This is a genomic window from Pantoea sp. SGAir0175 (assembly GCF_043547855.1).
Map to the genome: position 1 here is coordinate 242679 of NZ_CP028081.1, position 13441 is coordinate 256119.

At 57.6% G+C, this 13441-nt stretch carries 12 protein-coding genes; 7 read left to right on the plus strand and 5 right to left on the minus strand.

What is annotated here, in order from left to right; genetic code table 11:
* Positions 1–28 precede the first annotated feature (28 nt).
* On the plus strand, positions 29–1042 hold the full coding sequence (locus C1N56_RS01055; RefSeq protein ID WP_021507394.1) for a Gfo/Idh/MocA family oxidoreductase: 1014 nt from the start codon (positions 29–31) through the stop codon (positions 1040–1042).
* Positions 1043–1111: 69 nt separating this feature from the next.
* Complete coding sequence (gene iolE / locus C1N56_RS01060; RefSeq protein ID WP_058770955.1) at positions 1112–2008, plus strand: myo-inosose-2 dehydratase; 897 nt, start codon at positions 1112–1114, stop codon at positions 2006–2008.
* A 110-nt stretch (positions 2009–2118) separates the two neighbouring features.
* On the opposite strand, the gene C1N56_RS01065 is transcribed toward iolE, so the two are convergent.
* The 3 genes from C1N56_RS01065 to glpD all read right to left on the minus strand — a co-directional run bounded on the left by C1N56_RS01065 (position 2119) and on the right by glpD (position 5104).
* Positions 2119–2577, minus strand: a complete 459-nt coding sequence (locus C1N56_RS01065; protein WP_394517019.1) for a DUF943 family protein — start codon at positions 2575–2577, stop codon at positions 2119–2121.
* The gene (locus C1N56_RS01070) at positions 2577–3416 is read right to left on the minus strand and encodes a DUF3289 family protein (RefSeq protein ID WP_394517020.1); all 840 of its coding nucleotides are present in this window, start codon (positions 3414–3416) and stop codon (positions 2577–2579) included. The genes C1N56_RS01065 and C1N56_RS01070 overlap by 1 nt, the downstream gene beginning before the upstream one ends.
* 179 nt (positions 3417–3595) lie before the next feature.
* Positions 3596–5104, minus strand: a complete 1509-nt coding sequence (gene glpD, locus C1N56_RS01075) for a glycerol-3-phosphate dehydrogenase (protein ID WP_058780192.1) — start codon at positions 5102–5104, stop codon at positions 3596–3598.
* 227 nt (positions 5105–5331) lie between these two features.
* Between glpD and glpE the strand changes: the two genes are divergently transcribed.
* From glpE to malQ, 5 genes are all read left to right on the plus strand, one after another.
* On the plus strand, positions 5332–5658 hold the full coding sequence (glpE, locus tag C1N56_RS01080) for a thiosulfate sulfurtransferase GlpE (protein ID WP_021313438.1): 327 nt from the start codon (positions 5332–5334) through the stop codon (positions 5656–5658).
* Positions 5659–5690: 32 nt separating this feature from the next.
* Complete coding sequence (gene glpG / locus C1N56_RS01085; RefSeq protein ID WP_058759383.1) at positions 5691–6515, plus strand: rhomboid family intramembrane serine protease GlpG; 825 nt, start codon at positions 5691–5693, stop codon at positions 6513–6515.
* A 43-nt stretch (positions 6516–6558) separates the two neighbouring features.
* Complete coding sequence (locus tag C1N56_RS01090; RefSeq protein WP_058759319.1) at positions 6559–7317, plus strand: DeoR/GlpR family transcriptional regulator; 759 nt, start codon at positions 6559–6561, stop codon at positions 7315–7317.
* Positions 7318–7557: 240 nt separating this feature from the next.
* Positions 7558–9963 carry a maltodextrin phosphorylase gene (gene malP / locus C1N56_RS01095; RefSeq protein ID WP_394517021.1) on the plus strand — a complete coding sequence of 802 codons (2406 nt, stop codon included), beginning with the start codon at positions 7558–7560 and terminating at the stop codon, positions 9961–9963.
* 56 nt (positions 9964–10019) lie between these two features.
* Positions 10020–12077: a 4-alpha-glucanotransferase gene (gene malQ, locus C1N56_RS01100; protein ID WP_058780190.1), complete on the plus strand. Its 2058-nt coding sequence runs from the start codon at positions 10020–10022 to the stop codon at positions 12075–12077.
* Positions 12078–12113: 36 nt separating this feature from the next.
* Here the strand turns inward: malQ and nfuA are convergent, their stop codons facing one another.
* Positions 12114–12689 carry a Fe-S biogenesis protein NfuA gene (gene nfuA / locus C1N56_RS01105; protein WP_021507402.1) on the minus strand — a complete coding sequence of 192 codons (576 nt, stop codon included), beginning with the start codon at positions 12687–12689 and terminating at the stop codon, positions 12114–12116.
* 58 nt (positions 12690–12747) lie between these two features.
* Complete coding sequence (gene gntX / locus C1N56_RS01110; RefSeq protein ID WP_394517022.1) at positions 12748–13425, minus strand: DNA utilization protein GntX; 678 nt, start codon at positions 13423–13425, stop codon at positions 12748–12750.
* Positions 13426–13441 lie beyond the last annotated feature (16 nt).

Consider the following 13441-nt stretch of genomic DNA (forward strand, 5'->3'; position numbering starts at 1 on the left):
CTACTTATCCGACTCTACAGGTGTAATTATGACGCTCAAACTCGGTGTAATCGGTACCGGCGCAATTGGTCAGGAACATATTCGTCGCTGCAACAACGTGCTGCAGGGCGCAAAAGTGGTGGCGGTTTCAGACATCAATGTGGAAGGTGCACGCGCGGCGCTGCAGCGGCTGAATATTCAGGCCGAAGTGTATCAGGATGGTCATCAGGTAATTAACTCGCCGGAAGTGGATGCCGTGCTGGTGACCTCGTGGGACCCGACGCATGAAGAGTTCACGCTGGCCGCGATTGCCGCCGGGAAACCGGTGTTCTGCGAGAAGCCGCTGGCGCTGAGCGCAGAGGGCTGCCGTCGCATTGTCGACGCCGAGATTGCGCACGGCAAACGTCTGGTGCAGGTGGGCTTTATGCGCCCGTATGATGCCGGCTATCGCGCGCTGAAAAAGGTGATCACCGACGGTGACATCGGCGAGCCGCTGATGCTGCACTGCGCGCACCGTAATCAGAGCGTCGGCGAGAATTACACCACCGACATGGCTATTACCAACACCCTGATACACGAGCTGGATGTCCTGCGCTGGCTGACCGAGGACGATTACAAAAGCGTGCAGGTGGTGTTCCCGCGCACGACCTCAAAGTCACACGCGAAGCTGAAAGATCCGCAAATCGTGCTGTTTGAAACGCAGAAGGGCATCCGCATCGATGTGGAGATCTTTGTGAACTGCGCGTACGGCTATGACATTCAGTGTGAAGTGGTGGGCGAAGAGGGCATCGCCAGACTGCCGGAGCCATCGGCCATTCAGATGCGCAAAGATGCCCGCCTTGGCAACGCGCTGCTGACCGACTGGAAAGATCGCTTTATCGACGCCTACGACGTTGAGCTGCAGGCGTTTATCAATGATGTGAAAGCGGGTCAGCTGAGCGGGCCTTCTGCCTGGGATGGCTTTGCCGCCTCGGTGGCGGCCGATGCCTGCCTGAAGGCGCAAACCAGCGGCGCGATTGAGCCCGTTGCCATGCCGCCGCGTCCGGCGTTTTACCAGAAATAATCAGGCGCGTGCGCTAAATCTATCCACGGCAGCGGATTACCGCTGCCTCTCTGTATCAGGGAGCTGAAAATGAACCAAGAGAACGTCAAACTGGCGATTGCGCCGATTGGCTGGACCAACGACGACATGCCGGAACTCGGCAGCGAAAATACTTTCCAGCAAACGGTCAGCGAGATGGCGCTGGCGGGTTTCACCGGCAGCGAAGTGGGCAGCAAGTATCCGCGCGATCCGGCGGTGCTGAAGCCGATGCTGGATATCCGCGGTATGCAGATTTGTAACGCCTGGTTTAGTACCTTTTTTGCCAACGGTGACAAAGCGAAAACCATCGATCAGTTCATCAACCACATGAATTTCCTGCACGCCATGGGCGCGCGCGTGATTGGCTGCTCGGAACAGAGCAAAAGCATTCAGGGCACGTCGCTGCCGGTGCTGGAGCAGAAGCCGGTTTTCACTGACGAAGAGTGGCGCCTGACGGCAGAAGGTTACAACGAACTGGCGGCGATCGCGGCGCAGAAAGGGATGCGCGTGACGCTGCATCATCACATGGGCACCGGCATTCAGACGCCAGCCGAAATCGACCGCTTTATGGCAATGACCAACGATAACGTCGGTCTGCTGTACGACACCGGCCACATTTACTACTCCGAAGGATCACAGCAGGTGATGCTGGATGTGCTGACCCAGCATCTGCCGCGTATTTTCCACGTGCATCTGAAGGATGTGCGTGACAGCGTGGTGGCAGAGGTGCGCGCAAACTCGCTGTCGTTCCTCGACGGAGTGAAAAAAGGCACCTTCACCGTACCAGGCGATGGCGTGATCGATTTCAAACCGGTATTCAAAATCCTCGATGATTACGGCTATAAAGGCTGGATGGTGGTCGAAGCGGAACAGGATCCGGCCATCGCTAACCCATTCGAATATGCAGTGAAAGCCCGTAAATATATTCGTGACAATGCCGGGCTGTAAGTTAGCGTGTTAATTAGCGCAATGAATTGCGCCGCTACGGTAAATGCGGCAGTGACTTTCGTCATTATCGACCGCACACACTGTAGCGGCGCGATTTATCGCGCTATGTATCAATTGCTCCTCTGCAATTGACTCATTTCGTTGTCTTTATTCACTGTGTAATTTCCTGAATCCAGTGAGAACATCACGCCACCATCCTGCGTCCGCTGAATTTTCATCAGTAAATTTTTATCAAGGCAATTAGCAGGGGGTTGAATTTGCTTAAAGCAAATGCGGTCCTTTTTTTCTAATGGCTGATATCCCTCACCTAATGCATAAAAATAATAGGTAATGGAGCCATTTTCATTAAAGGCTTTAATATTGTATTTTAATGTTATTTGCTGCTGGTGACTCAACCACCACCTTATTTTTTCGTCGTCAGAATAAGGCAGGTGATCGACGATAATTGATGCAGAATAGTAATCCTGGTGAACGTCAATGACGTTAACTTCCCTGAAGTTCAGGTAGCAATATATGCCACTGGCTAATGCAATAAGCAGAATTAATCCTGCCCATGTCTTCCTGTTCATTAACGGCCGCCTTCAATATCTATCACAGCATCCATGTTCGTCAGAAAAGGACGAAAGCCAAATTTATCATAACGTTGTAAGGTGAACCATATCTTAAAAAACTGAAACTGTCTGAATTTATGCTTGTGAATATCATGCGTATCCAGACCGAAATGATCCTGTCCGCTGAAGCGCATTTTTGCCCTCCAGCGCGCACCATTAACGTCAAGACTCAATATGTCAATTTTGGTAGCATAAACATCATGAACAGTAATGCCTAGACCATTTATTTTATCCATAATTAATGAATCGAACTTTGGCAGGATCGAGTTATTAATGGCAGAATTAATATCACCTATATTTTTCAATGGCAGGCCTTTGATACCATAATCAATATTAACATTGAGCGTATCAATTATGGCTTTGTGTGTACTGTTTATGCTTCTGTCGTTCATAATTTTGTCCCGATATGCCATATCCAGCGACAAATCCCGAAACGGCAGGCAGCTGGAGCGCATAAAATGCTCCAGCATCTTATTTATCAGGAAACGTTGCGGGCCAACAAGCGCGAAAGGTAATGAAGTGGTTTGCATCTCAGCAAACAGCAGCCTGGCGCACTCCAGCGCTGAAAGCTTTTCGCCAGGTTTCGCATAAGCACCAGCAAAGCGCGACTGGGGATTATGGAAGGGATGCAGCCGCGTCATGTTCCATGGGTCGACCACATTGGAAATGTGGGTGAGGCCGAATTCGTTTTTCATCCGGCGTTCACAGATATCGCCGTAGCGCATATCGTCAGCGCCATAGTCATTAAACATGCGCTGTGTGGTGAAGATATTGAGCGGAAAAGTGGCTAAAGCCATGCGTGATGCTCCCTGTCACTGACGAGTCCGTTAATCCGGTCGCGGATTATTTAGTCAGTAAGTGGAGCGGTGAGAATTGATCTGGTGCAGTGCTTTGTGTGAATAACCTCTCGCCGACACAAAAAGAGAAAAAACAAAAACCCCGCGGGTGGCGGGGTTGAGGACAATGCTTAAGGCGATTAGGAAGCCAGCGACAAAGCCGGTTTCTGGCCGTTTTCCGCCAGCCAGTCGCGGATGCGCGCCTGTTCGGTTTCGCTCAGCCACATACCTTGCTTGGTACGGCGCCAGATGGCGTCGTCCAGTTCGCGCACCCACTCGTGTTTCACCAGGTAACGCAGTTCGGCTTCATAGAATTCGTGGCCAAAGTTTTCACCCAGATCTTCACGGCTCTTCGCGCCTTCCAGCAGCTCTTCAGTGCGGCTGCCGTAGGTGCGGGCAAAGTGACGCGCCATGCCTTCGCTGATGAACGGATAGCGACGGCGCAGACTGGCAGCGTAATCTTCACGCGTACCGGAGAAATCACCGCCTGGCAGCACGGCGTTTTTGGTCCACGCCGGACCGGCATCGGGGTAGTATTTCGCCAGTTTCTCCAGCGCATGCTCCGCCAGCTTGCGATAGGTGGTCAGCTTGCCGCCGAACACGGACAGCAGCGGTGCCTGACCGTTGTCGTCGTGCACGTCCAGCGTGTAATCACGGGTGATCGCCTGCGGTGAATCAGATTCATCATCGCACAGCGGACGTACGCCGGAGTAGGTCCAGACGATATCGTCACTGGTCAGCTGCTTTTTAAAGTGCGCGTTATAAACTTTCAGCAGGTAGCTGATTTCATTGTCATCGATTTTGACATTTTTCGGATCGCCTTTGTATTCGACGTCGGTGGTACCGATGATTGAAAACTCATCCATCCACGGAATCACAAACACGATACGGTTATCTTCGTTCTGCAGAATGTAAGCCTGCTTTTCGGTGTGCACGCGCGGCACCACGATATGGCTACCTTTGATCAGGCGAATACCGTACGGCGATTTCAGTTTCAGGCCATCGTCAAAGAACTGCTTCACCCAGGGGCCGGCGGCGTTAACCAGCCCTTTGGCGCGCCAGGTGTAGGTTTTGCCGGTATCGACGTCTTCCGCTTCCACCATCCATAGGCCGGCTTCACGCCAGGCGCGGGTAACGCGGGTGCGGGTGCGTACTTCGCCGCCCTGTTTCACCACTTCCTGCGCGTTAAGCACCACCATGCGCGCATCGTCTACCCAGCAGTCGGAATATTCGAAACCGCGCGTAATTTCAGGCTTCAGGGCCGATTCCGCGCCAAAACGCAGACCTTTACTGCCTGGCAGCGTAGTGCGCTTACCGAGGCGATCGTACATAAACAGGCCCATGCGGATCATCCACGCCGGACGCAGATGCGGGCGGTGTGGCAGACGGAAACGCATCGGGAAGGCGATGTGTGGCGCCATTTTCAGCAGCACTTCACGTTCGGCCAGCGCTTCGCCCACCAGACGGAATTCGTAATGTTCCAGATAGCGCAGGCCACCGTGAATCAGCTTGGAACTGGCAGAGGAGGTTGCACAGGCCAAATCCCGCGCCTCCAGCATCAGCACTGACAGGCCGCGTCCTGCAGCATCCACTGCAATGCCGGCACCGTTGATGCCGCCGCCGATCACGATCAGGTCTTTGGTTTTCACGTCATCTCCTCCGATGTTCGGAATAGTTCTAAAATGTTCGTTTTCGAGCGTAATAATAATCGGAAACCAACATTGACGCCAGCGCTTAACTCAATAAAAACATTCTTGCGTGATATAGCTAACATTTCGGCAGGAAAAAAATCACATATCCACAGGATTTGTCAGGTTATAGCGGCGGCTTATCAGGGTAAACTAACGCCAATTGATGACGAGGTAATGAGAGACCCATGGAAACCTTCGAGTGTATTAACGTCCTGCAGGCTAACGAGCATCTGGCACAGGGAGCGCAACTGGTAGACATCCGCGATCCGCAAAGTTTCGCCATGGGCCACGCCACTGGTGCCCAACATCTGACCAATGACAACCTGGCGACGTTCATTGCCGGCGCCCGGCACGACCAGCCGGTGCTGGTGATGTGCTATCACGGTAACAGCAGTAAAGGCGCGGCGCAGTTCCTGTTAAGCCAGGGCTTTAGCGACGTCTACAGCATCGACGGCGGTTTTGATGCCTGGCGCGCGGCGTTTCCGACGCAGGTCGCCACCGGCAGCCTCTGATTGACCGATTAAAGGAAGGAGAGCACCGCATGATGCGCATCACCCAGTTTAACCAGCCGCGCATGGCGCAGGCGTTTGTGGATTACATGGCGACGCGTGGCGTCACGCTACGCATTGAGCGCGAAAGTCACTGTGTCATTGTGCTGGATGACGACAGCAAGCTGGAGATGGTCGAAAACGAACTCGCGCAGTTCGTGCGCGATCCCAACCATCCACGCTATCAGGCGGCGAGCTGGCACAGCGGTACCACCGACAGCGGTCTGCGTTATGAGCGTGGCAATATCTGGGCAAACATTCGCGAACGCGCGGGCCCGCTCACGCTGACCATCATGATCGCCTGCGTGGCGGTGTTTATCCTGATGCAGATTGTCGGCGACGATGTGGTACTCGGCTGGCTGGCCTGGCCGGCGGATTCCTCCCAGTATTTTCAGGTGTGGCGCTGGTTCAGCCACGCGCTGCTGCACTTCTCGCTGCTGCACATTCTGTTCAACCTGATGTGGTGGTGGTATCTCGGCGGTGCGGTAGAGAAGCGCCTCGGCAGCGGCAAGCTGTTCGTTATCATGCTGATTTCAGCGCTGCTGAGCGGCTGGATGCAGGCGAAATTCAGCGGCGTGCTGTTTGGCGGGCTGTCCGGCGTGGTCTATGCGCTGATGGGCTACTGCTGGCTGCGCGGCGAGCGCGATCCCGAAAGTGGCATTTATCTCGAGCGCGGCCTGATTGGCTTCGCTATTGTATGGCTGGTGATTGGCTGGTACGGCGCCTTTGGCCTGTCGATCGCGAACGCTGCGCACGTCACCGGTTTGCTGGTGGGGCTGGCAATGGCGTTCGTTGATACGCGCAAACGCGCACGTCGCTAGCAGCAGGATAAAAAGAACACGGCCTTGAGCCGAGGAGAGAGATGTGAAGCAGACGCAACGTCATGACGCCATTATCGATCTGGTCCGGCGTCAGGGGTATGTCAGTACGGAAGAGCTGGTGGATCACTTTGAGGTCAGCCCGCAGACTATCCGGCGCGATCTGAACGATCTGGCCGATCAAAACAAAATTCAGCGTCATCACGGCGGCGCAGCGCTGCCTTCCAGCTCGGAAAACACCGCGTGGCAGGATCGCAAAATGATGTGGTCGGCGGAAAAGGCACGCATCGCCGAGCGTGTGGCGAGCCAGATCCCGGACGGTGCCACGCTGTTTATTGATATCGGCACCACGCCGGAAGCGGTGGCGCATGCGCTGCTCAACCACAACAATCTGCGTATTGTCACCAACAACCTCAACGTGGCGATTTTGCTGATGGGCAAGCCGGATTTCCGCGTGATCATCGCCGGCGGCGAAGTGCGCACGCGCGACGGTGGTATCATGGGGGAAGCCACGCTCGATTTTATCTCTCAGTTCCGGCTCGATTACGGCATTCTCGGCATCAGCGGTATTGATATGGACGGTTCGCTGCTGGAGTTCGACTATCACGAAGTGCGCACCAAACGCGCCATTATCGAGAACTCGCGCTGCGTGATGCTGGTGGTAGATCATTCGAAGTTTGGCCGTAACGCTATGGTTAACCTTGGCAACATGAGCCTGATTGATTACCTGTATACCGATCAAACCCCGCCGTTAAGCGTACTGAAGGTGATTGAACAGCACGAAGTCCATCTGGAGCTGTGCTGATTTCCCAGGTGCGCATCAATGCGCACCCTGTGAGGCACCTGGCCATCGTTACCGAACCGCACCCTTAGCGCATTGTGCCGTATTGTAGGGTCGCCATTGATGGCGACCAGGCCGCAGCGGCACGCCTTTTTTCACTGCATCTTCATTTCCCTGTCGCTTTTTTCAGCGTCCCCGGCTTAACTTACTCTTTCAGATTTGCGCTTGCCCGTGTTTACCGTTTCGGATGCAAAGGGATGCACTATGTCGCCGCTAAAATTCAATAAAACCCGCTTTGACGCCGCGCTGACCCGCCAGTGGCAGCAGCTCGGACTGACTTCCGCCCGGCAGATGACGCCGCATCAGTGGTGGCAGGCGCTCAGCCGGGCGCTGATGGAACTGCTCGCCGCACAGCCGCCCGTGCCGCCGAAAAGCGCTCAGCGCCACGTTAATTATCTCTCGATGGAGTTTCTGCCCGGCCGGTTGACCGGTAACAACCTGCTCAATCTCGGCTGGTATAACGAGGTGGCCGCCGCGCTGGCAGAGCACGAGGTTGAGCTGAATGAACTGCTGGAGGAGGAGGTCGATCCGGCGCTGGGCAACGGCGGTCTGGGACGGCTCGCGGCCTGCTACATGGATGCGATGGCGACGGTCGGTCAGCCGGCGATGGGGCACGGCCTCAACTATCAGTACGGCCTGTTTCGTCAGTCGTTTGTGGCCGGACAGCAGCACGAAGCGCCGGATGACTGGCAGCGCGATCGCTATCCGTGGTTCCGCCACAACGCCGCGCTGGATGTGCCGGTGGGACTGGGCGGTAAGGTCAAAAAGCGCGACGACGGCAGCGTCGAATGGCGTCCGGCACAGCAGCTGATCGGCCAGGCCTGGGATCTGCCGGTAATCGGCTATCGCAACGGCATCACGCTGCCGCTGCGCCTGTGGCAAGCCACCAGCGCGCAGCCGTTTGACCTGACGCTGTTTAACGCCGGGAAGTTCCTGCAGGCGGAGCAGCCGGGCATTGAAGCCGACAAGCTGACCAAAGTGCTCTATCCCAATGACAACCATGCGCCCGGTAAACGCCTGCGGCTGATGCAGCAATATTTTCAGTGCGCCTGCGCGGTGAGCGATATATTGCGCCGGCACCGGCTGGCGGGCCGTGCGCTGCATACGCTGCCGGATTTCGAAGTGATTCAGCTCAACGATACCCATCCCACCATCGCTATTCCGGAGCTGCTGCGTCTGTTGCTGGATGAACACGGGCTGAGCTGGGATGACGCCTGGCACATCACCAGCCGAACCTTCGCGTATACCAATCACACGCTGATGCCGGAGGCGCTGGAGCGCTGGCCTGAAAGCCTGCTGCGCGAACTGCTGCCGCGCCATCTGCAAATCATCAAACAGATCAATCGCCAGCTGAAGCAGCAGGTCAAACAGCGCTGGCCGAACGACAGTGCCCTCTGGCACAAGCTGGCGGTGGTGAGCGACGGCGAAGTGTGCATGGCCAATCTGTGCGTGGTGAGCTGTTTCGCCGTCAACGGTGTGGCAGCGCTGCACTCGCAGCTGGTGGTTAACGATCTGTTCCCGGAATATCACCAGCTGTGGCCGCACAAGTTTCATAACGTCACCAACGGCATTACGCCGCGCCGCTGGCTGAAGCAGTGCAACCCCCTGCTGTCCGCGCTGATTGACGCCAGCCTGCAGGTGGAGTGGGCCAACGATCTCGACGCGCTGGAATGGCTGGCGCCGCTGGCGAAGAAGAAAAGTTTTCGCCAGCAGTTCCGCACCATCAAGCAGCAAAACAAACTGCGGCTGACGGTGTACATCAAACGCGTGACCGGCATCGATATCAATCCTGACGCGCTGTTTGATGTGCAGATCAAGCGCCTGCACGAATACAAACGCCAGCATCTCAGTCTGCTGCACATCCTGCACTGCTATCGCCAGCTGCGCGATAACCCGGACAATCCCGACTTCGTGCCGCGCGTCTTTCTGTTTGGCGCCAAGGCGGCGCCCGGCTATTTGCTGGCAAAAAACATCATCTGTGCCATCAATAAAGTCGCGGAGGTGATCAACAACGACCCGCTGGTGGGCGATCGTCTGAAGGTGGTGTTTGTGCCGGATTACCGGATTACCGCCGCCGAGCTGATGATTCCGGCAGCCGATCTCTCGGAGCAGATCTCTACGGCCGGTTACGAAGCCTCCGGTACCGGCAACATGAAGCTGGCGCTCAACGGCGCGCTGACCATTGGCACGCTGGACGGGGCTAACGTGGAGATTGCCGAGGCGGTCGGTGAGAAAAATATCTTTATCTTTGGCAACACGGTGGATGAGGTAAAAGCACTGAAGGCCGACGGTTACAGTCCGAAGAAACTGCGCAAGCACGATCGCTATCTCGACGGTTTGCTGAAGGAGCTGGAAAAGGGCAAATTCAGCGACGGCGACCGGCAGGTATTTGCGCCGCTGCTGGAGAGCCTGAGCAAACAGGGCGATCCGTGGCTGGTGCTGGCCGATTTCGCCGCTTATATCGCGGCGCAGCAGCGCGTCGAAGCGCTGTGGCGCGATCCGGAAGCGTGGACCAAAGCGGCGATTCTCAACACGGCGCATACCGGCCGCTTCAGTGCCGATCGTTCGATTCGCGATTATCAACAGCGTATCTGGCAGGCGGCGCGCTGAGCCGCCGGAAAATGACGCTGCATGCGTAATGTGCGCACGGCAACGAAGGAGACAACATGGCCATGAAGAAACTGGATCAGGCTGCACGGGATGCCGGTATCGCACTGAGTTTTATCAACAATAAAGGTGAGTCACAGACCATCAGCGACGACACCAAACGCGCGCTGATGGCGCTGATGGACGCCCCGACGGGCAGCGCGCCACCGCTGCCGCCGGTGCTGGTGTTAACGCCGCCCGGACTGCCTGAACTGACGCCGCAGGGCAGCGACGACTACCGCTGGCAGCTGGTGAGCGAGCAGGGGCAGCACTATGACGGCACGCTGAGCGCGGGAGAAAGCCTGGCGCTGCCGGCAGAACTGCCCGAGGGCTACCATCAGCTCACGCTGAGCACTTCACGCCAGCAGTGGCAGACGCGCATTATCATCGCACCGGCGCGCTGTTATCTGCCGCCAGCGCTGGCGCAGGGGGAGAAGCGCTGGGGCGCGCTGGTGCAGCTCTATACGCTGCGCTCGGCGCGTAACTGGGGCATCGGCGACTTTGGCGATCTGATGCAGATGCTGGAGCAGGTCGCCGCTCACGGCGGAGATTTCATCGGTCTCAACCCGCTGCATGCGCTCTATCCGGCGCAGCCGGATCACGTCAGCCCGTACAGCCCGAGCTCGCGCCGCTGGCTCAACGTGCTGTACATCGACATCAATCAAATCGACGAATTCACCCACAGTGACGCCGCCCAGCGCTGGTGGCACAGCGCGCCAACGCGCAAAGCGCTAAAACAGGCGCGCAGCGCAGCGTTTGTCGATTATCGCGCGGTGACGACGCTCAAGCTGACTGCGCTGCGTTTTGCCTGGCAGCACGCACAGCCGCAGCTGACCCGACAGCCGGCGTTTCAGCAGTTTCTGGCTGAAGGCGGCGATGCGCTGCGCTATCAGGCGGCGTTTGACGCCATCGTAGCGGCGCGCAGCCAGCAGCATCCCGATGAGTGGGGCTGGGAAAAGTGGCCATCAGGCTGGCAGCAGGCGCAGCAGCCGGAGGTGCAGCAATGGTGCGCGCAGCATGAGGACGACATTCTGTTCTGGAGCTGGCTGCAGTGGCTGGCGCAGCAGCAGTTCGCCGCCTGCTGGCAGCGTAGCCAGCAGCTGGGGATGGCGGTCGGGTTATATCGCGATTTGGCGGTTGGCGTGGCACAGCACAGCGCGGAAACCTGGCAGGATCCGCAGCTGTATAAGCTGGGCGCGTCGGTGGGCGCACCGCCGGATCCGCTTGGCCCGCTCGGGCAGAACTGGGCGCTGCCGCCGCTCGATCCACATGTACTGCGCGCGCGGGGCTATCAGCCGTTTATCGATCTGCTGCGCGCCAATATGCGCGATTGCGGGGCGTTGCGCATCGATCACGTTATGGCGCTACTGCGTTTGTGGTGGATTCCCTATGGCGAAAGTGCCGATAAAGGCGCGTATGTCGCCTATCCGGTGCACGACCTGCTGGCGATCCTCGCGCTGGAAAGTCAGCGTCAGCGCTGCATGGTGATCGGTGAAGATCTCGGCACCGTGCCGCAGGAAATCGTCAGCCTGCTGCGCGACCGCGGCATTTTTTCGTGGAAGGTGCTGATGTTCGAGTGCGGGGAGGAGGGGCAGTTCCGGCTACCGGCAGCCTATCCGCGCCAGTCGATTGCCAGCGCCAGTACCCATGATTTGCCCACGCTGAGCGGATTCTGGCATGCCGCCGATCTGCAATTGCGCAATCAGCTGGGATTGTTCGCCAGACGCAGCATGCTGAACGCGGCCATCGCCGAACGCGATGGGCAGAGAAAAGCGCTGCTGAAGGCGATGAGCGAGGCGCAGGCGATTGACGCACGCAGCAAAAACAGTGCGGGTCAGCGCCTGACGCCCGCGCTGAATCAGGGTGTGCACCGCTTTCTGGCATTTACCGACAGCGCCCTGCTGGGGCTGCAGCCGGAGGACTGGCTGGGAATGGAGACGCCGGTCAACGTGCCGGGCACGGTAGCCGAATACCCCAACTGGCGGCGCAAACTGCGCGTACCATTGGAGAAGTTGTTTAGTTACCGGAAAGTGCAGCAGCTGCTGACGATCGTCAATGAAGGGCGTAAGAAGCAGTAAAACACGCGGCAGCCGGGGTGGCTGCCGCATCTTCTATCAGTAGTAGGAGTGCTCGCCGCGCTGATGCTCGGTGAGATCGCGCACGCCTTTCAGTTCCGGGAAGGCGGCCAGCAGCTCTTTCTCGATGCCGTCTTTCAGCGTCACGTCAATCATCGAGCAACCGTTACAGCCGCCGCCGAACTGCAGAATGGCATAGCCTTCGTCGGTGATCTCCATCAGCGAGACGCGACCGCCGTGGCTGGCCAGCTGCGGGTTGATCTGCGCCTGCAGCAGATACTCCACGCGCTCAACCATCGGCGCATCGTCCGACACTTTACGCATCTTGGCGTTCGGCGCTTTCAGCGTCAGCTGTGAACCGAGGTTATCGGTCACGAAGTCGATCTCCGCATCTTCGAGGTACGGCGCGCTCAGCTCATCGACATACGCAGACAGCTTGTCGAACTTCAGTTCGGTATCGGTGGCTTCGACCGCATCCGGCGGGCAGTAGGAGACGCCGCACTCGGCGGTTGGCGTACCCGGGTTAATAACGAATACGCGAATCTGGGTGCCATCTTCCTGTTTTGACAGCAGTTTTGCGAAGTGCTCTTGCGCAGTATCAGTAATACGGATCATGGCGATTGCTCAATAGTTGACTAAAATACCTGGTTATAATACGCCCAACGCCGACGCTCTACAAGGTACGGCACAGGCATCCTATGTGTACGCTGGCTGCGCCCTGCGCCAGTAATAAGCGGCTGATTTCCCCCACCGTGCTGCCGGTGGTCACCACATCATCGATAAGCAGGATGTGGCGTCCGCGCACCGCCATTTCAAGGCGAAACGCTCCACGCAGATTGCTTTTCCGGGCGCGGGCGCTGAGCGCATGCTGCACCGCACCGTGACGCACCCGGTGCAGCCCTTCGCGGTATTCACAGCCGAGCCAGCGCGCCAGCGGTTTAGCCAGCAGCGCGGCCTGATTATACCCGCGCTGCCAGGCGCGGCGGCGATGCAGCGGCACGCTCAGCACCAGATCGATACGCGGCAACGGCTGCTGGCGGCGCTTTGTTAATAATTTTAACAAAAGCAGCCGCGCCAGCATCACCCTGAGTGCGGTTGCGCGCGAGAATTTGAGCTGCTGCACCCATTCGCTCAGCGGCGGCACATAATCACTCACGCAAGTGAGAGCGTGCCACGGCGGCGGCCGGCGCAGGCAGCGTCCGCACGGCTGCTCGCCGCTGGCCGGCAGTCCGCAGCAGGGACAGAGCGCCGGCAGCGCCGGTAGCTGACGCAGGCATACGCTGCACAGGCCGTGCCGGGCGATCCGCAGCGGCAGACGGCATAGCCAACACAGGGCCGGGATTGCTAGCATAGCGACCTCCTTTTCA

What these genes read in the sequence shown, in the direction of transcription:
- C1N56_RS01055 (WP_021507394.1), top strand. Translation starts at nt 29, where the DNA reads ATGACGCTCAAACTCGGTGTAATCGGTACCGGCGCAATTGGTCAGGAA.
- iolE (WP_058770955.1), top strand. Translation starts at nt 1,112, where the DNA reads ATGAACCAAGAGAACGTCAAACTGGCGATTGCGCCGATTGGCTGGACC.
- C1N56_RS01065 (WP_394517019.1), bottom strand. Translation starts at nt 2,577, where the DNA reads ATGAACAGGAAGACATGGGCAGGATTAATTCTGCTTATTGCATTAGCC.
- C1N56_RS01070 (WP_394517020.1), bottom strand. Translation starts at nt 3,416, where the DNA reads ATGGCTTTAGCCACTTTTCCGCTCAATATCTTCACCACACAGCGCATG.
- glpE (WP_021313438.1), top strand. Translation starts at nt 5,332, where the DNA reads ATGGAAACCTTCGAGTGTATTAACGTCCTGCAGGCTAACGAGCATCTG.
- glpG (WP_058759383.1), top strand. Translation starts at nt 5,691, where the DNA reads ATGCGCATCACCCAGTTTAACCAGCCGCGCATGGCGCAGGCGTTTGTG.
- malP (WP_394517021.1), top strand. Translation starts at nt 7,558, where the DNA reads ATGTCGCCGCTAAAATTCAATAAAACCCGCTTTGACGCCGCGCTGACC.
- malQ (WP_058780190.1), top strand. Translation starts at nt 10,020, where the DNA reads ATGGCCATGAAGAAACTGGATCAGGCTGCACGGGATGCCGGTATCGCA.
- nfuA (WP_021507402.1), bottom strand. Translation starts at nt 12,689, where the DNA reads ATGATCCGTATTACTGATACTGCGCAAGAGCACTTCGCAAAACTGCTG.
- gntX (WP_394517022.1), bottom strand. Translation starts at nt 13,425, where the DNA reads ATGCTAGCAATCCCGGCCCTGTGTTGGCTATGCCGTCTGCCGCTGCGG.